We start from the raw sequence: 24,356 nt of genomic DNA, 5'->3' as shown, positions 1-24,356 counted from the left end.
GTTCCATGCTGAAGAACATCGTCATCGCGACCACCACTGCCATCGCCCTGCTCGGACTGGGCACTGCCACCGCACTCGCGGACGGCGACCCGTGCCGGCACTGCGGCATCACCTCGGTCGGCAGCGCCACACCGGTCGACACCGGCCACGGCGTGGTCATCGACTGCCGCCACTGCGCCGGTCAGTAGAGCTACCGGACCTTGATGACGACGGTGCCTGCCGCCTTGTCGTGCAGGCACCGTCCGTCCGAGTCCCAGACCAGGGCCGGGATCAGCGGGAAGATCAGCACCGTGCGCAGCAGCGCGCGGGGCAGGTGCACGAAGGTCTTGCCGTCGATCCGCGCCACCCGCAGCCCGAACAACGCGTGCCCCGGCGTGAACCCGAAGAACGCCACCGCGACCACGGTGATGACGAACCAGGCCAGCAAGCTCCAGTTGCGCGGCAGTTCCGGCTGCGTGAACACAGCCGCGACACCGGCGGAGAGGAGGAAGTCGACCAGGATGGCGAACGTGCGCCGTCCGATCGAGGCGATGGAGCCGGGCCCCTTCTCCGGGAAGCCGTGACGCTCACCACGCCAGCGCTGCTGCTTGCCGTCGTTCGACTCCTCACCCGGTTCGAGCACCGAGCGGGGTCCTGACAGCCACGAACCGGTCCACCTGCTCACCCCACCAGAGTAAGCCCGTGAACATCGCGTGAGGATCGGCAGGTCGTCTTGCCCCCTCGAACCGCCCCGTTAACACTGGCGAAACATCCGAGTGACGGACGGGCAACACCGCCCGCATACGGTCGCTCGCGATGACCAGCCGTATTCCATAGTCAAGGAGTCGACGAGGGTGTTCAAAAATTCCGACGAGGTGCTGAAGTTCATCTCCGACGAGGGCGTCAAGTTCGTCGACGTGCGGTTCAGCGACCTGCCCGGCGTGATGCAGCACTTCACTTTGCCGGCGAAGGCGTTCGATGCCGACGCGATCGAAGAGGGTCTCGCCTTCGACGGCTCCTCCGTGCGTGGCTTCCAGTCGATCCACGAGTCGGACATGCTGCTGCTGCCCGACCTCTACACCGCGCGCCTGGACCCGTTCCGCATCGAGAAGACGCTGATCGTCAACTTCTTCGTGCACGACCCGTTCACGCGTGAGGCGTACAGCCGCGACCCGCGCAACATCGCGCGCAAGGCCGAGCAGTACATCACCGACTCGGGCATCGCCGACACCGCGTACTTCGGTGCCGAGGCCGAGTTCTACATCTTCGACTCGATCCAGTTCGACACCACCGCGAACTCGTCGTTCCACAAGATCGACTCCGAGTCCGGCTGGTGGAACACGGGCCGCGAGGAAGAGGGCGGCAACCTCGGCTACAAGGTGAAGTACAAGGGCGGCTACTTCCCCGTCACGCCGACCGACCACTACGCCGACCTGCGCGACAAGATGGTCCTCAACATGGAGGCCCAGGGCTTCGCCGTCGAGCGCGCCCACCACGAGGTCGGCACCGCGGGCCAGGCGGAGATCAACTACCGCTTCAACACCCTGCTGCACGCCGCCGACGACCTGATGCTGTTCAAGTACATCATCAAGAACACCGCGTGGCAGGCCGGCAAGACCGTCACCTTCATGCCGAAGCCCCTCTTCGGCGACAACGGCTCGGGCATGCACACCCACCAGTCGCTGTGGAAGGACGGCGCGCCGCTGTTCCACGACGAGAGCGGCTACGCGGGCCTGTCCGACACCGCCCGCCACTACATCGGCGGCATCCTGCACCACGCCCCGTCGCTGCTGGCCTTCACCAACCCGACGGTGAACTCGTACCACCGCCTGGTCCCCGGCTACGAGGCCCCGGTGTCGCTGGTCTACTCGCAGCGCAACCGCTCGGCGTGCGTCCGCATCCCGATCACGGGCAACAACCCGAAGGCCAAGCGCATCGAGTTCCGCTGCCCCGACTCGTCCGGCAACCCGTACCTCGCCTTCTCGGCGATGGTCATGGCCGGCCTCGACGGCGTGAAGAACAAGATCGAGCCGCCGGCCCCGATCGACAAGGACCTCTACGAGCTCCCGCCCGAGGAGGCCCGCGACGTCAAGCAGGTCCCGGCCACCCTCGACGCGGTGCTGGACAACCTGGAGGCCGACCACGAGTTCCTGCTCGAGGGCGGCGTGTTCACGCCGGACGTGATCGACACCTGGATCTCGTACAAGCGTGAGCAGGAGATCGACCCGCTGCGTCTGCGCCCGAACCCCTACGAGTTCGCGCTGTACTACGACGTGTGATCGGTGCGGGGCTTTGACCAGCCGTTTCACCGGTTGAAGCCCCAGCCAGGCCGTCTCCAGGCCGTCCAGCGTGGAGAGGCCGTTTGATCTACCAAAGGCCGAGGGCCGGGTGACTGCTTCAGTCGCCCGGCCCTTGCCCGTTTAGCCCAGGTACGCCGTAAGAGCGTTGACGAACTCGGAACGCACGTCGGCGTCGAGCTCCTCAGCCCAAACTGCCGCTGCGTCATCCCACACACGACTGGCACGGAACCGCGCTCCCAGGGCTTCCGCTGTTCGACGCGGCCAGGTGTGGGAGTTCTCAAGACGCTTTGCATCATCAACAGCGTCAAGGAGGTCGCCCTCCCGTACGGCAAGCCGCTGAGCGACCTTTCCCCACTGTTCCTCAGTCAGACCATTGAACACAACACGCTCGGGTGCATCCCCGCCAGGCAAAACCAGGCAACCAGGGCTGAACTCCTGATCGCCGTCCAGCACTCCAACAGCCTTTCCCGGCAATCCACCTTTGTCAGCCACCTCCCCCAGCGTCTGAACAGTGCTAGCGGGTCCGACTGCGACAACGTCAAGCCTCTTGCCGAACGAGCCGTCCGTATCCTCAATGGCAACCAAAAGCTGGACGAGGCTCTTTGACTGGGCGTCTTCACAGTAGACGACCAGCTCTGGATGGGAAATGTCGTCCATCATGCTCAGCGCAAACTCAGGAGTAACACCGTACAAAACGTGACGACGCCTGTCTCGGTCAACATTCACATAGACACGAGCTTCCAAAGGGAGCTGCTCAAAAACATAGGGAGAGTGCGTCGAAAGAATAATCTGAAGCTTCCGATCAAGAGCCAATTCGAGAAGCTCAGTAGTCAATCGCCTCTGCGCGCGGGGATGAAGCGAAGACTCCACCTCATCGATAATGATCAAAGAGTTACGAGGAACCTCTTGCAAGATGGCCACGAGGTCCGTCGTCGCATCTTCGCCAGCTCCTTGATGGAAGTTCGAGTAGGTAGTCCCACCAACCTCAAGGACTCCGACCTTCTTACCGTCCTTCGTCACCATCATCCCGTGTTCATAGGACACGCCGAGAACTCGGGCCAACACTTTCAGATACTTGTCCTCAAGAGCCACCTCTTCACCGGCGAACACAGACTCCTTGGCAATCTTTCCGTAGCCGATGAGTGTGTCAATCGGCTGGGTTCGACTTACATCAAGGAAGAACACCGGCCGGACAGGACGTGCAGGCATGCCGCGCCAGCGCTTGGTGAGCTTCCGCAACGAGCTCGTCTGATCAACATCGCCGTGCGTGTACTTGTACTGAAGGTAGACGTTCTCGACAATTTCCCAAGGCGTATTAGGGAAGAAATCATCGGGATAGAACGTGGTTGGATCCCGCTTCGAGCCGGTGTCCCGAGCCCTATATGCCGCAGCAGCAGCCTTGAGTACTGTGCTCTTACCTGAGCCGTTGGCGCCCGCAATCGCGACCACGGGGAACCTGAACTCGACTTTCTCTGCACTCCAGCCTCGCAAGCCGGAGACCGTCACGGCGTCCAAGAAGAGCGGCCAGCCTTTTGATGACTTCCTCAACGTGTTCCACGAATCCGACACTTTGCGAACAGTCGACGAAGGCTCGTTCAGGCTCCTTGACATGACACCTCGATCTGCCGAGCTGGCGTGCGGTCTTAGCTCCCCCATCGCTCGCTAGGACCTAGGTTGTTACGCCAGCTCACTTGCCCACCCCCTCAACGCTGGCCACGTGCGGAGCATCTTCTCGATCGCGGCCCGTGCTCGCTGATGACTAGACGACATCAGATGCGTGTACACGCGCAGGGTGAACGCCGGATCAGCGTGGCCAAGGTACTCAGCAAGCGCCCGAATGCTCACACCATCATCCAGAAGCATGGATGCGAAGAAGTGCCTCAGTGCGTGAAAGCCCTCTGCCCTGCCAGGAGCGGGCACGCCGGCCTGGACGAGCGCACGCTTCCACACGTGATGGTTGAACGAGTGCCGATAGATCTGCTTCGACTCCCGCGTGTAGATCAGAAGCGGCACCGTCACGAGCTTGCCGTCAGGAGTTCCCCACGGCAGCGTGATCGAAAGCGGTTCGAACTTCTGAACGTGCGCGTCGATCGACTCCCCCAGTCTGCTTGCCAGAGGTACATCCCGGCACTTGCCGTGCTTCGGCGGAGCAAAGATCATCTTGCCGCGCACGATCTTGATCTGACGCACGACGTGGATGACACCCTCCGAGTCATCCACGTCGTTCGGCGAGAAGCCGAAGACCTCTCCCTGCCGCAGACCGGCACCCGCGCCCAGGTCCACGCCAACGCGGTACCGCTCCCCGATCGCCGACCGAACCGCGTGCACTCGTTCGGGCTCCCAGGGCACGATCTTCGGATACTCGCCACGCGGCTTCTTGACAGACTTGGCGTTGCACGGGTTCTTACGGATGCGCTCGTCATCCACCGCAGCCGTGAGGATTGCTGAAACGTTGGCGAAGATCGTGCGTCGGTAGGTCTCCGCGAGGCCTTTCTTCTGGAGCTTCCGATCCCACGCTTGGATCGTGGACGGCAGGATCACCCGCAGCTCATCGTCACCGAAGTACGGAAAGACATGGAGCTTGAGCCGAAACTCAACCTGCTCGCGCGTTGACTCATCGAACGTCTGCCCGTCGAGCCAATGCTCCTCCGCGTACTTCCTGAACGCGATCTTCCCCGCGTCAGGGTCGAGGTACGTCCCCTTGTTCTTGTCGTTCTCCATCTCGTGCAGGAAGGCTTCAGCCGCAGTCTTCTGGCGATCCGGGAACGACTTCGTGCGCTCTCCACCACCCGGCAACGGGATGCGCACCTTGTAGCGCAATCCCTTGCCGTACAAGGCAGTCTTCTCCCGTACACCGTCCTTGACGGTCCACCAGCGGTCTTGGATGTGGCCCATGACAGTCTTCTCCCCTTGTTCGAATTCGAGATCTGTCAGGCCGCGTCAGCGCTGTTGAACCACTCGCGCACCTTGGCCGGGTCCCACCGGAGGTGTTTGCCGACTCTGCGCGCAGGCGGGCCGTAGTTCTTCGTCCGCCACCCACGAATCGTGTGCACGGGCACCCCAAGGAAGGCCGAGAGGTCTTCCACTGTCCATAGCGGTTCGACGTTCGACATGTGATCCCCCAGATCAGGCAGCCATTGCCGGAGTTGCTGAAACATCGGGCGCAGGCCGAGGCAACGCGGCGATGACTGCCTGCGCGTGCTCGTACTCCGCTCGCCACTTGAGCCGCTGGGCGATCATCTGCATGAGCAGTTCCGCCCGGCCGGGAACGTGTGGATCACCGGCCCGCACGGGCGACCACATCAAGCGCGTCCGGTCTGTGTGCTCCTCCTTGGCGATGCCCGCAGCGGCGAGCGCCTCCTTCACGAAGGCCGACCGGTCGGCCTTGTGCTCGGCGAGGGTCTTCCCCGACCACCGCCGCGACACGAGCACCCGACGACCGGGCAGGCCGAGCGTTTCCCTGCGATGCGCCTTGGAGCGGCAGCGTCCCGGAGTCATCCGGGAGTTCGTTCCCTTGGGCTGCACGCCATAGATCAGCCACACCGCGCAGCGATCCGAGCACGGCGTGACGGCCAGCTCGGCGGCCAGGCGGCCGGCGTGTTCGGAGACCCGAGCCGACTCGTCCGTGTGCACCACCTCAGCGATGGACTTCACGAGGTACTTGGTCAGGTAGCCGATGTGCCGTCCAGCTTCCTCGGTACCGCCGAGGATGCCCTTGGAGTGCACCTGCGGTCCGAACTCCGCCACGTGTGCCGGAGCTTCGAGGTCTGCCACCGCGTCCGCCCACGAAGCCAGCGGCAGGTTGGTGTCCGGGTCCACGAAACCCTTGGCGCGCATGTCCCAGACGGGCATCCGGTCGCCGCTGTACTTGATCTCGTCGTGGTTGGGCCACCACACCTGGAGGTATGTAGCCGCCGTGACGTCGCGGATGACCTGATGCGGGATCGAACCCCGGACGGCAAAGTGCGCATGTGGGGTGATCCGCTTCTGCGGCTCGACCGTGCCGAAGTACTGCGCATCGAACCCGACGACCCGACGCAGGTTCTGCCACCATCGGTCGACCAGCGACGCGAAGTGCACTGCGTCCCGAGCAGCACGGCGGTAGTCGTAGCTGTCTGGGGCGACCGGCGTGCCGTCATCGCGGACCTTGCCGTAGCTGTCAAGCGTCAGCGTGATGAACGTGGACGGGCGGTACTTGCCCGCGAACTCCCTTCCAACCGTGCGCTTGTCGACCTTGCGCCGGGGCAGGTTAGGCGCGTCCTGACGCCGACGAGTCGATCGAATCGGGGCTGTTTTAGCTGGTCGCTCGACAGCTGGAAGGTTCCCGCGGACACCCTCCCCACGCAGGTCAGCGTCCGCCTCACGGATGGCTTCACGCAGGTCATCGACCTGGTCCACCGCACCCTCAGCCGCAGCCTTGCGATACTCCGCCGTCAGGTCCGAACGGTAGGTCACCAACGCGACTTGATCGGGCGTCGGTGCCTCGCGCTCGGCGACGGGTTCGTTGTCGAGGTGCCATCCCTCGCGGCACTGCGCCATACGGGACCGACGGTTGCGGTCAGCGCAGGCCGGGCACTTGCTCGCTTGAGTGGAGTTGCAACGGACCGCGACGATGCGGACCTCTCCGGTGTCGAGGTCGACGACCTCACGCATCACCGGTCGGGTGCACACGCCATGCTGCTCAGCCGCTGCTTTGATCACGTCGAGGCTGAGCGGCAGCCGAGCGCGTTCAGCCGACGTCATACCTGCAACATCAAGGGGCACAGCAGGAACGACGCCCGTCGAGTCTGGTTCGGTCATCACGCCGCCTCCGTCTCTGTGCTGCTTGTTCGTCCGGTGAGCTCACGAACCGACGCGTCCCCTGCGGTCAGGAACTGGCCGAGCTCAACCAGGTCCGCGTCGGTGATGTGGAAGGCGCGAGCCCGTTCCGGTTCCCTGCGACCGTCTTGCTTGATCCAGGCCACGCCGGGCGTGTTCTCGCTGATCTCGTGAGCCGCCGCGCCACGCTGACGAACGCCATCGCCCAGGACCATGTCCACCTGAATCGGCTCGTCGAGGCGCAGCGCCACACGCGTGGTGAACAGGTGGCGGAAGCTGACGATCTCCTTACGCGGGTCCTGGACGAGCGCGACGACCGCGAACCCCGGAGCGCGTCCCTGCGAGGTGATCGTCTGGACGGCGCGAGTCGCTCGTTCGCGGAGGTTCTTGTCCGTCTGATAGGCGATGACGTCCGCAAGTTCGTCCACGATCAGGACCGTGAACGGCTCACCGGATGAGCGCGTCCACAGACGCCGAATGCCCTTGTAGCGCGACGCCCGTTCCTTGACCTCAGCGGCAATCTCCTCCAGGAGCTCCACAGCTGCGGGGCCGTTGTCGTAGACGACCTTGGCAAAGGCGTCCGGACACTGACCGAGTTCCATGCCGCCCTTGGGGTCGATGCCGACGAGGCGGACGAGGCCAGCCCGAATAGCCGGAGCGAGCTGCCACACGATCGACCACAGCACCGAGCCCTTTCCCGCACCGGGAACGCCGACGACGAGGAGCTGAGAGCCCAGAAGTCGCAGCAGCCACGGCCGGCCGGTCTCCGTCTTGCCGACCACGACGCCCTTGAGGTTCGCGGCTACTGCATCCGCAGACAGCGCGGGTGCCGGGATCGGACGAGCGAGCGGATCGGAGTGGATGAAGTCGAGTTCGAGCAACCGAGGCTTCAGCACTCGAACACGGCACGACTTCGCGTTGAAGGAGTGCGCCAAGTTGTCCCGTCGGGCCTCCCACTGCTCCGGAGACTGCGCGGGGATCATCTTGACTCGGACACGGTCACGCCATCCATCCGAGCGCACGCGACGCAGCTGCGGGCGGAACTCCTTGCCCCTGCTGTCCTTCGTCAGTTCGGCGAGTCGCGTCACGGTCCGCCAGTGCGGCACGTAGAGCGTGGCCCGCCGCCATTCCGTCAGCGCTCGAAGCCACGCGTGTCGGATGAACGACGGGCGGTGAAGGCCCGCCCAGATCACCAGTCCACCGACGGTGGTCAGCACGACGATCACCAGAGCCCACAGTCCGCAGTGGACGCGGACCAGGTAGAGCGCGATGCCGAGGACGACAGCCACCGGGTAGTGAGCAGCAAGGATCACCAGGCGCACCGCAAGCCAGATGACCAAGTACGCCAAGGCGAACGGCAGCGACACGACCTTGACCCACCGAGGCAAGAAGAACCACCACGGCAGTCGCGGCCGGACGCCCTCGAACGGAGCCGGATCAACCCACCTGTTCCCAGACATCACGCCTCACCGCCGCTCACGACGACGACCGTGACGAAGATGAGCGGCAGCCAGCCGAGACAGGCACAGCACTTGATCTGTCCTGGCGCATAGATCCCGAACCGGTGGCACACCTGGCAACGCCGACCGTTCGGCAGCTTCCAACCGGACGGGCGATCGGTCCCGCTTGACGCGCCACATGTATGCGGCGATACCCTCTGCATGACTCGAATCTCCTTGTGTCCCAATGAATGCATGGCAGATCGAGTCGGTACGTCGCCGGGAAGCAGTCGAGGCCCGCCAAGACTTTCGACTGCTTTCCGTGCGACACACCAACAGGTATTCAGTTGTTGATCAGCGCTCGTAGACCCTTGGGTCAGGCCTCACCCAGTTCTCGCGCCAACCGGGCCTCACGGTCAGCCCAGTACAAGGCTTCGTGGTGATGACCTCGGTCGATCTCGGCCACCCGCTGGTAGACCGCTGCGCTCTTCTCGTGGAACCGCCGCAGGTCTGCAGGTGCGGCACCATCGCGCGGCATCATCCGAGGCAACAAGTCGTGCGCCTCGCTCAACGACTGCACTTGCGCGATCCGCGCCCATGTCACTTTCTGCTCAGCCACAGTCATCACAGCCGTTCCTCTCACGCCGCAGCGGGCGACGCGTCGGACTTCTGCGCAGCTGCCTTGCCACCACGGTTCGCGGGCAAGGCCGAGTGCATCTCGTCGGCCCAGATCGTGTAGTTGACCCAGCCGTCACGCACATACGGCGTGACCTTCAGGCCGGTGAACATCGCAGGGCGAAACGGCGTGCCCTGCATCGTCTCTGGAGGTACCGGCTGATAGTCGGCCGCCATCTTCACGACCTGACCGGTGTTCTTGCCCTTGGCGGACGGGTCCGTGCCTTGCACCGTCCACACCGGACGACCCGTCAGCTTGCAGACGGCGGGCTTGCTCTTGCCATCGGCGTAGTCGTTCGCCCTCTCCACCGAGATGACGTAGAAGCCCTGCGGGAACAGCTCGTCGAAGGAGATCGGAAACCTGTGACCAGCGGGGATAGCCATGTCTGTTGCCTCTCTTGATCCTGTTGCTCGTATCCAAGCTTGTCCACTCGTCTACTAGTGTACACAAGTATTCAAGCCGCAAAAGAGGCCTGCCGACCAGGGCGAACCTGGAGGCAGGCCCTACTCGGGTGCGTCAAACTCGTAGCTGAAGCTGTACTTGTCGGCAGCTACAACGCTGTCGAACACCTCCACCGGTTGACCGTTCTGGTCGTAGGCCACGCGGACAAGCTGAACCACCGGGACAGCTCCAGCCAGCTGCAACGTGCGCGCTTCCTCGGGCGTCGGCATTCGCGCTGTGAGGTCTTCGCGGAACCGGGCCAGCATGTGACCGGCGTCTTCAACTCGGGCGTAGGAGCCACCGGGGCCAGAGTCCTGCTCAACGAGCTTGGTGCCCGCCGCCAACGAAGCCGGGAAGTAGCTGTCCGCCAGCTGCATGGGCACGTCGTCGGCAAACATGATCCGCCGACGCACAGCCACCTTTTCCCCGTCACCAAGCCTCAGCAATTCGGCCACAAATCCTGGCGGTTCGATCTCGCCAACCTCCACCAGCTTCTGACTGGGAGTCATACCGAGTCGCTTTACTTCGGATGCGAACGCACCGTCACCAGCCTGGCGACGCTTGCGCGAGAACCTATTCATACTCGCGCGGATGATTACCGGAGCGGAACGAACGAAGACGCCTCGGCCATGCTGCGAAACCGTCAAGCCTTCCGCTGCAAGTTCGGCAAACGCGCGACGGGCGGTCACACGAGTCACGCCGTACTTCTTCGCCAGCTCGTTCTCAGACGGCAGGCGCGCCCCAGGACCGTACGTACCGTCCTTGATCGCTTCTCTCAAGATGTCAGCGATCTGCTTGTAGACAGCTCGGTCACTGGACTGATCGATCGGCACATCCCCTCCCTCCACCAGGTTGTGTACACAGGTACACGAGTTTAGCGCACCGCTGCACGCCTGGAAACAGGGAGTCAGTGCGCAATGGAAATATTTGCCCCGGGAAGGAACTGAACTTCGCCGTCATTCCATCGCCAGGTTGAGCCGCAGCATTCACAAACGGCGACGCTCAGGCCTTCTTCACACGAGGGTTCAATGCCGATTTCCACACAGACAGCGCATTGCGCCTTTCCCAGTAGCTCCAGCGCTGACTCGTCCTCATCGAACATCGACCAGCCGTTCACGCCGTGGTCGCGCTGACAGCGAAACCTCATGGTCTGCCCGGTCATTCGCTCTCCCGCTGTGTCCGTGGTCGTGCGGCACGATACCGACCGCGTCGTTCAGCCAGCCGCGTGCACTGCTGAATTCTGCTTTATGGGATCAAGGCGCCGCCGTCGGCGGCGCGCGGCGGGCCGGTCGCCTGCCAGCGTGGCCCGCATCCATCCGGGCACGTCGGGCTCCCGCTTCGCTCCGCCCGCCGGCCACGGCGGCGCGGTCCCCGTGGTCGCGTGGCAGCGCGCCGCCAACAACGGAACCGACACCACGAGCTGTCAGCGAACTCCGGTCGGGACGATCGCGCCGTGGTCGAGCTGATTGAGCTGGGCACGGCGATCGACGCCCGTCAACGCTCCGCGTCAACGGCCACCGAGTCCGGGTGTGTTAGGCGGCGGTGGCGAGCTGCACCACGATGGCAATGATCGCCACGACGAAGGCCGATCCAGCGATCCAAAGATTGGCCTTTGCGAGCGCTCGTGACGCCCTAGCCTCCTCAAGAGCCGCTTCAGCGGCACGATTCGAAGCGGCAGCGGCACGCTCGAACGAGCGCCTGCTCAGCTCGTCAAGGTAGTAGTTGATACCCACAGCCGTGTTCTTGGCATGGCCATCGTGAACCTTCTCGATCTCTTCGTCAGTCATTGCGCGCAGCTGCTTCAACGTGTGTGACATGTCGCCGAAGTCTGCCCCATTGCTCGTCGACACGATCGAGTCAATGGCCCGTCGGCGCCGACACAAGATCAGGCCGTCTCCAGGCCGTCAGACGTGGATCAGCATCGATCAACGACGACAAACTTCGATACCGAACCAGCAGGTCAGACTAGGTGCGATAGTGCGAACCGCAGGTAGCCGCGAACCAGCGACAAACCTACGACGTGTGATCGGCTGATCTTCAGTTCTTTCGGTCTGAGGGCCGGGTGACTTCTTGTCACCCGGCCCTCAGGCTGTTCGGCCTTCCGTGCCGAGGAGGGTCGCGGTGTACGACACGCCTCGCGCGCTCGTGCCGGTCCGCACGTTGGTGACCAGGACGTCCGCTTCGCCTCCGGTCGGCAGTTTGATCCTCGCGTCGCCGCCGTCGAGGGTGTGCGCGGAGGTTACCGCGCCGGACAGCTGCCAGAAGCCGTCGTTCACGGTCTCGATCAGGTCCACCCGCTCCAGCTCGGCCGCGGTGCCGTCCGCGTAGACGAGCCGGGCCGGGCCTGAGTAGCTGAACATCGGTTCTCCCTGTCAGATCAAGTTCGGCCGCATCGACAAGACTCTTCACCTTGTGCACGGCTGCGCGGCCGCGTTCGTTCGAAGGCAGGGGTGGATGACACAGCGTCACTCGGTGAGCGTTGCCGGAGTTGTGATCAGGGGCGAGGGCGAGGTTCTCGTCATCCGGCGCCGCGACAACGGCCGGTGGGAGCCGCCGGGTGGGGTGCTTGAGCTGGCGGAGACGTTCGAGGACGGCGTTCGCCGCGAAGTGCTGGAGGAGACCGGGGTCGCGGTTCGGGTTGAACGGCTCACCGGGGTCTACAAGAACATGGAGCGTGGCGTTGTCGCGCTCGTCTTCCGCTGTGTGCCGCTGAGCGAGCCCAGGCATTCGACAGGCGAGGCCGCAGAGGTTCGGTGGATGTCGTTGGACGAGGTGCACGAGGCGATGGCACCGGCCTACGCGGTGCGGGTCGTCGATGCGTTCGAAGCCGGCACTCAGACCCGTGCTCACGACGGCATCAATCTGCTGTGACAGCAGGCCCACCACCAACCAGGTCATGGGTGGCTCGGCTGAGGCCCGGCGTAATTCATCGCCGGGCCTCGCGCTCTCTTTGCGATCATGCCGCCATGCCCTCGGAAATCACGTTCTTCCTCGCGCCCGACGACGAGACCGCAGCATTGACCCGCAACAGCAGGCCCGGTCGTGCCTTGCGTTCGCTGACGTTCCACGGCTTCGACCCCGACGACGCCGTGGTCGAGTGGACGAGATACTTCGAGGCACCAGGGAGGCAGTTCGCGGACGACGAGCGGTTGTCCCTCGGCAACTGGCCGCGCTATGTGGCGGACTTCCTCAACGACGGCGTCGGTGTGTTCATCGTTCCAGAGAACGTCCTGGTCGCGCTTGCCGCCGCGGGTCCGGACGAGCTGCGTGGGCTCGTAGGCCATTGGGGCGAGTTCCTCGTGAGGATCAATGACGACGAACTGACCACGGACGAGAAGCTGGCGGTGGTGGAGGGCGTAGCACAGCTGGCCGCCGCCGCGGTCGCGTCTGCGGGGCAGCTTCGCCTCTACTGCTGGCAGTTCTGAGGTCAGCTCTTTCGACGGACGAGGTAGTTCGCGAGCACGAACAGCAACCCGATGAGCAGCCCTACGCCGGCACCGGCCCAGAAGTCAGGCGACATGATCCGGACCGTACCGAGGACGCGGCAGGCCCGCAGCGCGTGATAGAGGTTGTCGGGTGACACAGTGGACGGTGCACGGCACCCGAAGGATTTACGAGTCCGAGTGGATGAGCGTCGACCTGGACGACGTCGAGGTGCCGCAGGGCGAACGGTTCGAGCACCACGTCCTCAGGCTGCCGTACCCGTCGACGGCCGTGGTGCTCGTGCACCAAGACAACGTGCTCCTGATGTGGCGCCACAGGTTCGCCACCGACGCGTGGGGCTGGGAGATCCCGGCGGGCCGGTGCGAAGCCAATGAAACGCCCGAGACCGCGGCGATTCGGGAGACCGAGGAAGAGACCGGTTACAGGCCGGGCAGGATCGAGCCGCTGGTGACCATCCACCCGTTGAACGGCCTCAGCTCTCACACCACGCACATCTTCACGGGCAGCGACCCGGTCAAGACCGGCGAGCACGACCCGGCCGAAGCGCAGAAGATCGAGTGGGTGCCGCTCAACGAGATCCCGACGTACATCCGAAAAGGACTGATCCCGTGCGGGATCACGTTGGCAGCACTCACGACCTACCTCACGCTGCGGACAACCTAGAGCGGACCTCCATCAGCGCCTCGCCGAGCAGGTTCAGGCCCAGCCACGACGACGGGTCCGACGCGCGCGGGTCGGAAGCGACCAGGCCGATGCCCCACACGCGGTCCTGCGGACTGGCTTCGACCAGCACGCGGGAACCTGTGTTCAGCAGGTAGGAACGCAGGGCAGGATCCTGGCCGAACTTCGCCAGGTTGCCGGCGACCACGATCTCCAGACGCGAGGAAACCCACACCTCGTCGTCGAACCCGGAGACCTCACGCCCCAAGGCCTTGGCCTCGGCAGGAGAGGCAGCAGCCAGGACACGTGAGGCCACCGCGGTGTCGTCGAACAGCAAAGCCTTGCGCCACATCATGTAGTGCTCGGCGGAGGCGAACGTGACCCCGTCGACCTCAAACACGCACGGCCACCACTGCGAGAGACAACCCTTGCCGACAGAGCCGTCACGTTCGGGCTGATGGCCCCAGAAGAACAAGTACTTCACGACGAGAACACTAAGCGCCTAGCGCTCGTCAGCAGCAAGGTTTTCGTCCGAGCCCGGCATCTCCGGCTCGCGCCACTCCTGCGAACGGGTCGGGCGCCCGGAGCGCAGCTCGTTGGCCATCTCGCGCTTCAGCTCGTCGTCGCGGGCGGGGCCGTGCTGATCACTTCCGCGTTGAGTCATGTACGTGGCGTACCCAGAAGAACCGACGAACTCACTTCGGCAGCGGGATCCCCGTCACGGTGATCGCGGCGCCGGTCGGGGCGAACTGGCCGGAGATGGAGGAGAACGTCAGCGTGAGCGAGTTCACACCCGAGCCGAGCTTCTCGTCGAGGACCACGGTGCCCGACGTCGTGCTGCCCTGGGTCACCAGGCCGTCCCACTTGCTGCTCGAGGCCGCGTAGGTCCGCTTCAGATCGTCCAGGACTGCGATCCCGTCCACGGGGAGGACCATGCGGGCCTGGGAGGCGTTCGTGGCCGTCACGAAGAGCTTCACCCGGCCGTTCGCTGCCTCTACGCGGGTCACCTCGACGGTGAGCATGCCGCGCTGCTGCTTGAAGGAGCCCGTCGTGACCTTCACGTCTGCGGACGGCTCGGTGGTTTCCAGTGCGCCATCAGGGGTTTCGACGCCGTTCGACGTAGTCGTCGTGCCCGTGACGTTGGGCTGGGCGGCGGAGTTGTCACCACTCAGTGCAAACTGGATCACACCGAGTAACGCGAGCACCCCGGCAGCCACCCCCGCGATGGCGATCACGGTCTTACCTCGGCGCGTGACCCGACGATGCTGCATGACTTCCTCTGTTCGACCCCCGTGACGTACAACAGCTCCCCCGCTGAGCGCGCCTAGTCTCATCTCGAATGGGTGAAACGTCAATGCGCTAGTGTCCGCGCGTGTCCCAAGAAGTCGCCGAATTCACGGCTCCGCAGCTGCTCACCACCCACATCGTCGACTCGGCGGCCGAGGCGCTCGAAGCGGTTCAGGCCGCTGACGTGCTCGACCTCGGTGTCCGCGTCTACAACCGGCTCGTCCCCGACTCCGAAGACGCCGAGGCGTTGGAGGAGGAGTGGGTGGTCGAGGTTTACACCAGCGCTCCTGCTGTCGACCCCGACTCGGACGAAGACTGAGCAGCACTCAGAAGTGGGGGCACCCCACCAGGAGTGCCCCCAAACCTGAAGCCATACATGAAGATTTCAGGCAGTTAGTACAACTTTGCCGCGCACGTGCCCACCTTCGAGCAGCTTGTGCGCCTTCACGGCCTCTGCCAACGGGAAAGTCTGCTGCACCTCGACGCGCAACTTGCCCGCGGCGACAAGATCGACCAGCCACTGCGTCTGCCCGGCGTGAGGCCGCGCCCACGTGTTGATCACGCCGTTCTCCAACGCCCGCGGCCCGTCCACAATGGACGTCATCTGCCTGCGGTCGCGCACCAGCTGCAACGACTGGTCGAACGCGAGCCCGCCGACGTTGTCGATCACCACGTCGACCAGGCCGTCACCGCCCACCAGCTCGGCCACGGTGTCGACCAGCGCATCGCCGTAGGCCACCGGCTCGGCCCCGAGCGAGCGGACGAAGTCGTGATTGCGCGGCGACGCCGTGCCGAGAACGCGCTCAGCACCGAGCTCACGCGCGATCTGCACCTGAAGATGGCCGACGCCACCGGCAGCCGCGTGCACCAGGACGACATCGCCCGCCCCGGTGTCCACGGCCTTCAACGACTGCAACGCCGTCAACCCGGCCAACGGCAGCGCAGCCGCCGTCACGAAGTCCACGTTGGACGGTTTGCGCGCGATCATCCGGTCCGGCAGTGAGATCAGCTCGGCACAAGCGCCGAACTGCACGTGGTCCTTGCGCGCATAGGCGAGCACCTCGTCGCCAGGCTTCCAGTACGTCACGCCGATGCCGACCGCCCGCACGACACCCGAGACGTCCCAGCCGGGGATCAACGGGAAGTGGTGCGGCATGAGGCCCTGCAGGTACCCGGCTCTGATCTTGAAGTCCACCGGGTTCACCCCGGCCGCCTTCACCTCCACCAGGACCTGGTCAGGCCCTAGCAGCGGGTCTGGCAGCTCCTGCCACGACATGACGTCGGCATCGCCGAACTCGGTAAACGCGATAGCTTTCACAGTCCCTCACCGTAGAAGACTCGTTCCGCTACTGCACGTGCGCGGCGGGTCGTACGGCGATACTCCTCCAGGAACACTCCCGGATCGCCACCGGGCTGATACCCCATCACGGAAGCGACCGCGACCAGATCACGCCCGGACGTGGGCAGCTGGTCGGACGCCTTGCCCCGCACCAACGTCACGGCGTTGCGCGCATGGGTCGCGAGGTTCCACGCGGCCGTCAGAGCCGAAGCGTCCTCGGCAGCCAGCAAGCCCGCCGAGACCGCGGCCTCCATCGCGGCCATTGTGGACGGTGTGCGCAGGCCGGGAACCGCACCGGAGTGCTGCAGCTGCAACAACTGCACGGTCCACTCGACGTCGGCCAGCCCACCCCGCCCGAGCTTCGTGTGCGTGCTCGGATCAGCCCCGCGCGGCAGCCGTTCCGCGTCGACCCGCGCCTTGATCCGCCGGATCTCCCGCACCGAGGCGGCATCCAACCCCTCAGCGGGATACCGCAACGGCTCGATCAACGCCTCGAAGTCGGCACCAAGAGCGGCATCGCCCGCGATGAACCGCGCCCGCAGCAAAGCCTGCTTCTCCCACAGCTCCGCCCACTGCCGGTAGTACGCGCGGTACGAGTCCAACGTCCGCACCAACGGCCCCTGCCGGCCCTCAGGCCGCAGATCCGCGTCTACCTGCAGCGGCGGGTCCTGCGACGGCGCGCCGAGCAGCCGCCGGATGTTCTCCACCACGCCGCTGGCCCACTTCGCCGCCTCGGCATCGGACACACCCTCGAACGGCCGGCACACGAACATCACGTCCGCGTCCGAGCCGTACCCGAGCTCGTGCCCGCCGAGCCGTCCCATACCGATCACTGCCAACGAGGCAACCGGCGAACCACCCGCGCGCACGGCCGCGTCCAACGCGCTCTCCAGCACCGCGGCCCACACCTCGGACAGCGAGATGCACACGGTCTCGAGCGGCATGAACCCCAACAGGTCCGCGGCGGCGATCCGCAGCAACTCGTGGCGCCGCAACGATCTCGCCGCCGCGATCGCCCGCGCCGCGTCGCCGTACCGGGAAACCGCGCTGCGCAACGGGTTCCCGATCGAGTGCGGGTCACCGCCGACCAACGCGTCGGTGTCCGCGAGCAGCCGCAACACCTCCGGCGCCCGCACCAGCAGATCTGGCACGAGACGCGAGGTGCCCAGCAGCACCGCAAGACGTTCGACGACCGCGCCCTCGTCGCGCAAAAGCCGCAGGTACCAAGGCGTTTCGGCCAACGCCTCGGACACCTTCCGGTACGCCAGCAGCCCGCCGTCGGCGTCCGGCGTCAACGCAAAGAGGTCAAGCAGCACGGGCAGCAGAGCACCCTGGATGCGAGCACGCCGCGACATGCCGTGCGTCAACGCCTGGATGTGCCGCAAAGCGCCGTCGGGCGAGGTGTAGCCGAGAGCAGCCAGCCGGGCCACGGCTTCCTTGGTCGTGAGCCGCAACGCCTCGGTCGGCACGCCCGCCACGGACTGCAGCAGCGGCCGGTAGAACAGCTTCTCGTGCAGGCGCCGGACCTGGTTGGCGTGCTTGCGGAACTCCGCGAGCAGCACCTGCCCCTCCGACTTCTGCCCATCCGCCGCGAGGCCGATGGAACGCGCGAGCCAGCGCAACGCCGTGACGTCGTCGTCAGCCGGGAAGAGGTGCGTGCGCAGTAAACGCTGCAACTGCAGCCGGTGCTCCAGCGTGCGCAGGAACCGGTACGAGCGCCCGAACTCCGCCGCGTCCTCACGCCCGACGTAACCGCCGGTGCCCAACGCCGCCAACGCGGCCGTCGTCGCCTGAATCCGCAGGTCCTCGTCGGAACGGCCGTGCACGAGCTGCAGCAGCTGCACGGCGAACTCGACGTCGCGCAGACCGCCCCGGCCGAGCTTCAGCTCACGATCCGCGAGCCCCGACGGCACGTGGTCCTCGACCCGCCGCCGCATCGCCTGCACGTCCTCGACGAAGTTCTCGCGCTCGGCCGCGGTCCACACGTAGGGCCGCACGACGTCGAGGTACGCCTGCCCCAGTTCCTCGTCGCCCGCGACCGGCCGCGCCTTCAGCAACGCCTGGAACTCCCAGGTCCGCGCCCACTTCTTGTAGTACGAGGCATGGCCGTCCAACGTCCGCACCAGCGCGCCCGCCTTGCCCTCGGGCCGCAGCGCCGCGTCCACCTCGAAGCACGACTGGCCGGCGATCTGCATCATCGTGCTGGCCAGCCGGGTCGCCGCACCCAGATCGCCCTCGCCGACGAACACGACGTCGACGTCGCTCACGTAGTTCAGCTCGTTCGCACCGCACTTGCCCATCGCGATCACCGCGAGCCGGCACCGGTCCGCGCCGTTGACGCGTTCCGCGGCGAGCTTCAACGACGCCCGCAACGCCGACACGGCCAGATCGGACAACTGCGCCGCCACGGTGTCGTACGGCACGAACGGCAGCGACGGCTCGACGACGTGCGCCAGGTCGTTGGCCGCCACGAGCAGCAGCTTCGCCCGGTACTCGGTGCGCAGCACGTCGCCGTCCGAAAGCTCCAGCGTCACGTCCACGCCTTCGGTGAGCGAGCGCCACCGCTCCGGGTTCACGACTAGGAAGTCCGCCAGCGCGGTCGACGATCCGAGCACGGCCAGCAGGCGGCCGCGCACGACCTCGTCCTTGTGCAGCGCGACCGACAGGGCGTCCCAGTCGGCCGCGGCGTGGAGGCGTTCCAACCCGCGCAGCGCGAGGTCGGGATCGGGGGAACGGGAGAGCGCGGCCAGCACCGGTTCCGAGCCGTCGGCGGGACGACGATCAGCCCACAGACCCAGGCCGCGCAGCACTTCCTCGCTGCGCGGCTCGGTGAGTCCGAATCTTGCTGGTGACGCGTGGCGGACTGGTTCGCTCATCAAGAGCTAAACCTAGTCCTCGCAGCGCTAGAAGACGATCAGGGAGAGCCCGTACAACACGACCGCGACGCAGCCGGCGAAGCTCGCGACGGCGGGCACCTTCTTGTCACTCGACAACGCCCGGATGCCCAGCACGAACAGCGTGACCACGAGCAGCGTCACCAGCAGCGTGGCACCGAAGACCTGCAGCAGCGCTTCCCACTTGATCGTCATGCCGCCACCTTGTGCAGCTCGGCCTGAGCGGCCACCTCGTCGACGATGTGCTCGGGCTTGACCGGCTCACGGCGCGACAGGATCCAGATGCCGATCGACACCGCGGCGCCGATCACGGCGACCCCGATGACACCAGTGGTGCCGCTGGACGCCCACTTGCCCGCGATCGCTCCGACGATGCCGGCGGCGGGGAGCGTCAGCAGCCACCCGGCGGCCATCTTGCCCATCGTTCCCCACTTGACGCCGTGCCGGTCGCGGCCCAGGCCGGAACCCATGATGCCGCCGGACGCGACGTGCGTGGTCGACAGCGCGAACCCGAGGTGCGACGAGGCCAGGATCGCGGTGGCGGTCGAGGTCTGCGCCGCGAAGCCCTGGGCGGGCTCGATGGTCGTGAGGCCGCGGCCGAGCGTGTGCGTGATGCGCCAGCCGCCGAGGTACGTGCCGAGCGCGATCGCGAGACCGGCGCTGACGATCACCCAGGTGGGCGGCGCCGAACCGGGGGCGAGCGAGCCGGACGTGATCAGCGCGAGCGTGATGATGCCCATGGTCTTCTGCGCGTCGTTCGTGCCGTGCGCGAGCGAGACCAGCGAGGCGGACGCGACCTGGCCGACCTTGAACCCGGTGTGCGAGACGCGCGGGTCGGAGGCCTTCTTGAGCCGGTAGACGAGGATCGTGGCCAGCGCCGCGACGAGGCCGGCGATCAACGGCGCCGCGATCGCGGGCACCAGCACCTTGTCGACGACCTTGGCGAAGTGGATGGAGTCCACACCGGACGCGACCCAGGCCGCACCGATCAGGCCGCCGAACAACGCGTGCGACGAGCTCGACGGCAGACCCACGTACCAGGTGACGAGGTTCCACATGATCGCGCCGACCAGCCCGCCGAAGATGACAGCGGGTGTGATCTGGGCGTCGTCGACGATGCCGCCGGAGATGGTCTTGGCCACCTCGACGGACAGGAAGGCGCCGACGAGGTTGAGGACCGCCGACAACGCGACCGCTGTCCGGGGCTTCAGAGCACCGGTGGCGATGGAGGTGGCCATGGCGTTGGCCGTGTCGTGGAACCCGTTGGTGAAGTCGAAGATGAGAGCAGTGACAACGACGATGATCACTACAAGAGCGGGATCCACACTGATCCTCCGGCTGGATCGAACAAGGTGCTCGATGATGACGGTACCGGGTACTCAGGATGCCTTATAACCTACGAAAGTAACGTCACACCAACGGAAGTTGTGTGCCCAAACACCCCGCGGGCGACAGTTCTCCCCGCACCATCTTCGCGAATCTGGCGACGAACGGCTGCCACACCTCTTCGAAGTCGCGGTGCGCCTCAGCGAGGAAGTCCACGTCGAAGTGGGCAGGCCGCGCGCACGCCGCCGAATCAGGATCCTTGGCCGCCCAGTTCAAGACGATTTCCGGGGTCGTCTCGATGTGGAACTGCAGACCGTAGGCGCACGCGCCGACGCGAAACGCCTGATTCGGGTATTTCGGTGACGCCGCGAGGTGCTCCGCGCCGGGCGGCAGCAGGTGCACCTCGTCGCTGTGGAACTGCAGCACGTCGGGAGTCCACGGCAGATCCGCGAACAACGGGTCGTTCCCGGCGGTGTCGCGCTTGGCCACCAACAGCACGCCGACCTCGGGCCCCTGAGGCCCCCGCCGCACCTGTCCTCCGGTCGCCGCCGCGAGCAGCTGCGCCCCGAGGCAGATCGCGAGCGTCGGCAGCCTCTTCGCCACGGCGCTGCTGAGCAGCCGGCGGGCGTCGGCGAGCCAGGGGTGCTGCAGGTCGTCGAGGGCGCCCATCTCGCCGCCGAGGCAGATCACGCCCTGGTAGCCGTCGAGGTTCTCGGGCGCGGGCTCGTCCTGCAGCGACACCAGGTGGAGCTCGATGCCGTCCGCCTCCAGCCAGTCGCCGAGCCTGGCCAGCGGGTCGGACTGCGAGGGCTGCAGAACGAGCAAACGCGGTGCGGTCACGGACGTGAGCCTATGTCGGCTTGACTCAACAATGACACGCGACCTTAGAAACACTTGCCAGGACAAGATCGTCCGTCTCGACCGGATACCCGGCGTCTCGCCAGGCCGTGATGCCTCCGGCGAGCCTCTTCACCCGGTATCCGCGTTGGGCAAGTGCGAGAGCGCCCTTGGTCGCGGCGTTGCACTGGAAGCTCTCGCAATAACAGATGTAGACCAGTTCAGGGTCGAGGTCGAGCTGTTCGGGCAGGTCGCGGTAGGGCAGGTTGATGGCGCCCGGAATGCGTGCCTGAGCGAACGCCTCCGGTGCGCGCGTCTCCACGAGCACGTACCCCTGCGTGTTGCCGGCCTGCAGGTCGCGGTGGACGTCGTCCGGGTCGGCTTCGAACGCGAGCTCGGCGGCGAAGAACTCTGCGGCTGATTTCGGGTCGGCCGCGGGGAAGCGCAGTGCGTTGGTCATGCCCTTGATCCTGCTGGGCGGTTACGACTCCGCACATGCAGAAGTCCAGGCGTTCCGGGCCTCCTGCTTATGATTTCCAGGTGGAACTCGATGCGGTCGACTGGAAGATCCTGGAGCTGCTGCAGCAGGACGGGCGGATGTCGTTCACGGCACTCGGCCGCGAGGTGTCGCTGTCCGCGCCGGCCGTGACCGAACGGGTGCGCCGCCTGGAGGCGCTGGGCGTGATCACTGGTTTCGCCGCGGTGGTCTCACCGGCCCGGCTGGGGCTGCCGATCGAGTCGATCGTGCGCGTCCGGGTCCGATCGCTGGACACACCGCGGTTCCGGTCCGCCGTGCTGGCGCTGCCGCAGATCCGGGACGCGGACCACGTGACTGGCGATGACTGCTGGCTGCTGCGCGTCGTCTGCCGCTCGATGGTCGAGCTGGAGGATCTCGTCGAGGTGATGCAGCGCTACGGCGACACCACCACCTCGCTCGTCTTCTCCTCCCACGTGCGGAACCGCCCGCTCGCGCCCGAGCTCTTCGACTAGTCCCAGCGGAACTCGGTCCAGTCCGAGACGGGCCGGAAGCCGATGCCCTGGTAGACCGAGTTCGAGGTCGGGTTCGCCAGGTCCGCGGTCAGCACCACGTGTTCGGCGCCGGCCTCGTAGGCCCAGCGACTCACCGCAGCCGTGACCGCGGCGCCGTAGCCGTGCCGGCGGTGCTCGGGAGGCGTGTAGACAGGGCCGACCCTGGACACCCCGCCCACCGGAGTCGTGCTGCCGGCCCACGACACCGGCTCTCCGTCGACGAGCCACAAGATGTGCCCGGCCGACATGCCCCGGCTGTCCATCGCGCGCCGCTCGGCCTCCTCGCCGTGGAGGCTGTCCAGCTCCGAGACGAACGCGATCCACCACCTGGTGATCAGATCGTCGTCGTCCGGCGTCGCCAGCCTGGCCTCACCCGGCACGTCCGGCGTCACCAGGTCACCCAGCCGGTAGAGCCGCAGCCGGTAGATCTCCGTGCCGCCGTCGCGCCACAGCGTGCGGAGTGCTTCGACCCGGTCGAGCGGGCCGGTGATCTCGGTGAAGTCCGGGCCGTCGCGCAGGACGTCGGCCACGATCGGCGCCGCGGCCGGTGGCATGGCGGCGACGTGGACCGGGCGACCCTCCATTCTGGTCACCGCGCCGACAATGGTGCCGTTGTCGTGCAACGAGATCAGCGTGACGGGTTGCCTGTCGCCGCGCAGCACGGCGTCGACCGCGGTCAGGTGCACGCTGTGGTTGACCGGATCGGCGTCGAGGAAGGCGCCGGCGGTGGCCACGAAGTCGTGGATGTCCTTGTGCACTAACGCTTCCACCAGAACTCCGCCCAGTCGTCGAGTGGTTGGTACCCGATGCGTTGGTAGATCGAGTTCGAGATCGGGTTGCTCAGGTCCGTGAAGAGGAGGACCGCCGTCGCGCCCTGGTCCAACGCCCACTGCGTGACCATCGCGGTGACCGCGGCGCCGTAGCCGTGCTTGCGGTGCTCGGGCGGGGTGTAGACCGGGCCGACTCGCGTCATGCCCGCGTGCGGGAGGCTCGCCACGGCCCACGCCACGGGCGTGCCGTTGATCTCCCAGAGGGCGTGGCCGTTGCCGAGCCGCAGGGAGCCGCGCATGGCCTCGGCGGTCGGCCCGGCCGGCGCCTCCGGTACGGCTTCCTTCAGGAAGGCGTGCCGCCAGGCGACCAGGAGCTCGACGTCGTCCTCGGTGGCCAGCCGGCCGGAACCTTCCGCGACCGGCGGGGCCAGCGTGCCGAGGCGGTACAGCCTGGTGGTCAACGACTCGGTGAAGTCCTTGCCCGTCGCTGTGGCGAACGCCTCCGACCGTTCTCGCGGACCCGTCACCCCCGGCGCCTCCGGGTCGACCTCGACGGCGATCTTCACCGCCAGCTCGACCGCGGCCAGCGGGAGGTCGGCGGTCTGGAACGGCCAGGGCGGGGTGCGGACGAGTGAGCCGATCACCTCGCCGTTGTCGTGGAAGGTGATGAGAGTCGGCGTCGGCTCGCCGGGAAGGCGTCGAATGCGGTCCAGTGAGGTGAGCGCCACCGTGTTGCGCACCGGATCGGCCGCGAGCCGATCGTGGGCGACGGCGTCGAACGATTCCAGGCTGGTGTGCACGACCGCGTCCATGGGTCCATCAGATCAGGACGGGCAAGCGAAATTCTGGAAATGCAGAAGACCCCTGCGGGGAGCACGCGAAGTGCTCGACCCGCAGGGGTCTTCTGAACGATTGTTCGGCGGCGACCTACTCTCCCACACCGTAACCAGTGCAGTACCATCGGCGCAGAAGGGCTTAACTACCGGGTTCGGAATGGGACCGGGTGTTTCCCCAACGCTATAACCACCGAAACTCTGTGGAGTTGTACCTGCGGCGATCGGAATGCCGCTCGGTTCTTCCAGAACCGCACAGTGGATGCGTAGCGTCTTTGTAACAA

The 24,356-nt window shown here is 65.9% G+C and carries 31 protein-coding genes and 1 rRNA gene; 8 read left to right on the top strand and 24 right to left on the bottom strand.

Translation table 11 applies throughout. The annotated features are described in order from the left end of the window. The first annotated feature begins 5 nt into the window (after positions 1–5). Positions 6–188: a hypothetical protein gene (locus tag LFM09_RS40810; protein ID WP_414102006.1), complete on the top strand. Its 183-nt coding sequence runs from the start codon at positions 6–8 to the stop codon at positions 186–188. A gap of 2 nt (positions 189–190) precedes the next feature. Here LFM09_RS40810 and LFM09_RS40805 read toward each other — a convergent pair whose 3' ends face one another. Further along, complete coding sequence (locus LFM09_RS40805) at positions 191–664, bottom strand: RDD family protein (protein WP_414102005.1); 474 nt, start codon at positions 662–664, stop codon at positions 191–193. Between the two features lie 169 nt (positions 665–833). Here LFM09_RS40805 and glnA point away from each other — a divergent pair, with 169 nt between their 5' ends. Further along, on the top strand, positions 834–2,258 hold the full coding sequence (gene glnA, locus LFM09_RS40800) for a type I glutamate--ammonia ligase (RefSeq protein WP_414102004.1): 1,425 nt from the start codon (positions 834–836) through the stop codon (positions 2,256–2,258). Between the two features lie 141 nt (positions 2,259–2,399). Here glnA and LFM09_RS40795 read toward each other — a convergent pair whose 3' ends face one another. From LFM09_RS40795 to LFM09_RS40755, 9 genes are all read right to left on the bottom strand, one after another. Further along, complete coding sequence (locus tag LFM09_RS40795; protein ID WP_414102003.1) at positions 2,400–3,890, bottom strand: AAA family ATPase; 1,491 nt, start codon at positions 3,888–3,890, stop codon at positions 2,400–2,402. A gap of 66 nt (positions 3,891–3,956) precedes the next feature. After that, positions 3,957–5,099: a tyrosine-type recombinase/integrase gene (locus LFM09_RS40790; protein WP_414102002.1), complete on the bottom strand. Its 1,143-nt coding sequence runs from the start codon at positions 5,097–5,099 to the stop codon at positions 3,957–3,959. A gap of 110 nt (positions 5,100–5,209) precedes the next feature. After that, positions 5,210–5,392, bottom strand: coding sequence for a helix-turn-helix domain-containing protein (locus LFM09_RS40785; protein ID WP_414102001.1), 183 nt, complete (start codon positions 5,390–5,392; stop codon positions 5,210–5,212). Positions 5,393–5,405: 13 nt separating this feature from the next. After that, complete coding sequence (locus LFM09_RS40780; RefSeq protein WP_414102000.1) at positions 5,406–7,079, bottom strand: replication initiator; 1,674 nt, start codon at positions 7,077–7,079, stop codon at positions 5,406–5,408. Then, a complete protein-coding gene (locus LFM09_RS40775; protein ID WP_414101999.1) occupies positions 7,079–8,557 on the bottom strand; it encodes an FtsK/SpoIIIE domain-containing protein in 1,479 nt (492 codons plus the stop codon). The genes LFM09_RS40780 and LFM09_RS40775 overlap by 1 nt, the downstream gene beginning before the upstream one ends. A gap of 355 nt (positions 8,558–8,912) precedes the next feature. Continuing rightward, positions 8,913–9,161, bottom strand: a complete 249-nt coding sequence (locus LFM09_RS40770) for an AMED_5909 family protein (RefSeq protein ID WP_414101998.1) — start codon at positions 9,159–9,161, stop codon at positions 8,913–8,915. A 14-nt stretch (positions 9,162–9,175) separates the two neighbouring features. Then, a complete protein-coding gene (locus tag LFM09_RS40765; RefSeq protein WP_414101997.1) occupies positions 9,176–9,595 on the bottom strand; it encodes a hypothetical protein in 420 nt (139 codons plus the stop codon). A gap of 120 nt (positions 9,596–9,715) precedes the next feature. Beyond that, positions 9,716–10,486 carry a GntR family transcriptional regulator gene (locus tag LFM09_RS40760; protein WP_414101996.1) on the bottom strand — a complete coding sequence of 257 codons (771 nt, stop codon included), beginning with the start codon at positions 10,484–10,486 and terminating at the stop codon, positions 9,716–9,718. Positions 10,487–10,560: 74 nt separating this feature from the next. Next, the gene (locus tag LFM09_RS40755) at positions 10,561–10,815 is read right to left on the bottom strand and encodes a hypothetical protein (protein WP_414101995.1); all 255 of its coding nucleotides are present in this window, start codon (positions 10,813–10,815) and stop codon (positions 10,561–10,563) included. Positions 10,816–10,954: 139 nt separating this feature from the next. Between LFM09_RS40755 and LFM09_RS40750 the strand changes: the two genes are divergently transcribed. Beyond that, positions 10,955–11,119, top strand: coding sequence for a hypothetical protein (locus LFM09_RS40750; RefSeq protein WP_414101994.1), 165 nt, complete (start codon positions 10,955–10,957; stop codon positions 11,117–11,119). A gap of 66 nt (positions 11,120–11,185) precedes the next feature. On the opposite strand, the gene LFM09_RS40745 is transcribed toward LFM09_RS40750, so the two are convergent. Together LFM09_RS40745 and LFM09_RS40740 are read right to left on the bottom strand one after the other, a co-directional pair. Beyond that, complete coding sequence (locus LFM09_RS40745) at positions 11,186–11,470, bottom strand: hypothetical protein (RefSeq protein ID WP_414101993.1); 285 nt, start codon at positions 11,468–11,470, stop codon at positions 11,186–11,188. Between the two features lie 267 nt (positions 11,471–11,737). After that, on the bottom strand, positions 11,738–12,013 hold the full coding sequence (locus LFM09_RS40740; RefSeq protein ID WP_414101992.1) for a hypothetical protein: 276 nt from the start codon (positions 12,011–12,013) through the stop codon (positions 11,738–11,740). A gap of 94 nt (positions 12,014–12,107) precedes the next feature. Here LFM09_RS40740 and LFM09_RS40735 point away from each other — a divergent pair, with 94 nt between their 5' ends. The 3 genes from LFM09_RS40735 (at position 12,108) to LFM09_RS40725 (ending at position 13,760) form a co-directional block, all read left to right on the top strand. Further along, the gene (locus LFM09_RS40735; protein WP_414101991.1) at positions 12,108–12,524 is read left to right on the top strand and encodes an NUDIX hydrolase; all 417 of its coding nucleotides are present in this window, start codon (positions 12,108–12,110) and stop codon (positions 12,522–12,524) included. Positions 12,525–12,619: 95 nt separating this feature from the next. Further along, entirely contained in the window at positions 12,620–13,078 is a 459-nt protein-coding gene (locus tag LFM09_RS40730; RefSeq protein ID WP_414101990.1) for a hypothetical protein, read from the top strand. A 151-nt stretch (positions 13,079–13,229) separates the two neighbouring features. Continuing rightward, positions 13,230–13,760: an NUDIX hydrolase gene (locus LFM09_RS40725; RefSeq protein WP_414101989.1), complete on the top strand. Its 531-nt coding sequence runs from the start codon at positions 13,230–13,232 to the stop codon at positions 13,758–13,760. On the opposite strand, the gene LFM09_RS40720 is transcribed toward LFM09_RS40725, so the two are convergent. From LFM09_RS40720 to LFM09_RS40710, 3 genes are read right to left on the bottom strand one after another with little or no spacing between them, the layout of a single operon-like run. After that, complete coding sequence (locus LFM09_RS40720) at positions 13,741–14,241, bottom strand: NADAR family protein (RefSeq protein WP_414101988.1); 501 nt, start codon at positions 14,239–14,241, stop codon at positions 13,741–13,743. The two genes, LFM09_RS40725 and LFM09_RS40720, sit on opposite strands and share 20 nt — an antisense overlap. A gap of 18 nt (positions 14,242–14,259) precedes the next feature. After that, the gene (locus tag LFM09_RS40715) at positions 14,260–14,421 is read right to left on the bottom strand and encodes a hypothetical protein (RefSeq protein WP_414101987.1); all 162 of its coding nucleotides are present in this window, start codon (positions 14,419–14,421) and stop codon (positions 14,260–14,262) included. Positions 14,422–14,452: 31 nt separating this feature from the next. Further along, positions 14,453–14,992: a hypothetical protein gene (locus LFM09_RS40710; RefSeq protein WP_414101986.1), complete on the bottom strand. Its 540-nt coding sequence runs from the start codon at positions 14,990–14,992 to the stop codon at positions 14,453–14,455. A gap of 137 nt (positions 14,993–15,129) precedes the next feature. Here LFM09_RS40710 and LFM09_RS40705 point away from each other — a divergent pair, with 137 nt between their 5' ends. Beyond that, entirely contained in the window at positions 15,130–15,363 is a 234-nt protein-coding gene (locus LFM09_RS40705) for a hypothetical protein (protein ID WP_414101985.1), read from the top strand. Between the two features lie 66 nt (positions 15,364–15,429). On the opposite strand, the gene LFM09_RS40700 is transcribed toward LFM09_RS40705, so the two are convergent. From LFM09_RS40700 to LFM09_RS40675, 6 genes are all read right to left on the bottom strand, one after another. After that, a complete protein-coding gene (locus LFM09_RS40700) occupies positions 15,430–16,362 on the bottom strand; it encodes an NADP-dependent oxidoreductase (RefSeq protein ID WP_414101984.1) in 933 nt (310 codons plus the stop codon). Next, positions 16,359–19,259, bottom strand: a complete 2,901-nt coding sequence (locus LFM09_RS40695) for a bifunctional [glutamine synthetase] adenylyltransferase/[glutamine synthetase]-adenylyl-L-tyrosine phosphorylase (protein ID WP_414101983.1) — start codon at positions 19,257–19,259, stop codon at positions 16,359–16,361. Before LFM09_RS40695 ends, LFM09_RS40700 begins: the two co-directional genes overlap by 4 nt. Before the next feature lie 27 nt (positions 19,260–19,286). Then, complete coding sequence (locus LFM09_RS40690) at positions 19,287–19,472, bottom strand: hypothetical protein (RefSeq protein WP_112266236.1); 186 nt, start codon at positions 19,470–19,472, stop codon at positions 19,287–19,289. Then, positions 19,469–20,602: an anion permease gene (locus LFM09_RS40685; protein WP_414101982.1), complete on the bottom strand. Its 1,134-nt coding sequence runs from the start codon at positions 20,600–20,602 to the stop codon at positions 19,469–19,471. Before LFM09_RS40685 ends, LFM09_RS40690 begins: the two co-directional genes overlap by 4 nt. Positions 20,603–20,687: 85 nt before the next feature. Then, positions 20,688–21,443, bottom strand: coding sequence for a type 1 glutamine amidotransferase (locus tag LFM09_RS40680; RefSeq protein ID WP_414101981.1), 756 nt, complete (start codon positions 21,441–21,443; stop codon positions 20,688–20,690). A gap of 25 nt (positions 21,444–21,468) precedes the next feature. Next, entirely contained in the window at positions 21,469–21,900 is a 432-nt protein-coding gene (locus tag LFM09_RS40675) for a rhodanese-like domain-containing protein (RefSeq protein ID WP_414101980.1), read from the bottom strand. An 80-nt stretch (positions 21,901–21,980) separates the two neighbouring features. Between LFM09_RS40675 and LFM09_RS40670 the strand changes: the two genes are divergently transcribed. Further along, positions 21,981–22,430, top strand: a complete 450-nt coding sequence (locus LFM09_RS40670; protein ID WP_414101979.1) for an Lrp/AsnC family transcriptional regulator — start codon at positions 21,981–21,983, stop codon at positions 22,428–22,430. Here LFM09_RS40670 and LFM09_RS40665 read toward each other — a convergent pair. The 3 genes from LFM09_RS40665 to rrf form a co-directional block, all read right to left on the bottom strand. Next, positions 22,427–23,239, bottom strand: coding sequence for a GNAT family N-acetyltransferase (locus tag LFM09_RS40665; RefSeq protein ID WP_414101978.1), 813 nt, complete (start codon positions 23,237–23,239; stop codon positions 22,427–22,429). The two genes, LFM09_RS40670 and LFM09_RS40665, sit on opposite strands and share 4 nt — an antisense overlap. After that, complete coding sequence (locus LFM09_RS40660) at positions 23,227–24,051, bottom strand: GNAT family N-acetyltransferase (protein ID WP_414101977.1); 825 nt, start codon at positions 24,049–24,051, stop codon at positions 23,227–23,229. Before LFM09_RS40660 ends, LFM09_RS40665 begins: the two co-directional genes overlap by 13 nt. A gap of 102 nt (positions 24,052–24,153) precedes the next feature. Beyond that, positions 24,154–24,270 (bottom strand): 5S ribosomal RNA (rrf, locus tag LFM09_RS40655). Positions 24,271–24,356 lie beyond the last annotated feature (86 nt).

Source organism: Lentzea alba, from assembly GCF_047445655.1.
Taxonomy (GTDB): domain Bacteria; phylum Actinomycetota; class Actinomycetes; order Mycobacteriales; family Pseudonocardiaceae; genus Lentzea; species Lentzea alba_A.
The sequence above is the reverse complement of the archived record's forward strand: the minus strand, read 5'-3'. Positions and strand labels throughout refer to the sequence as shown.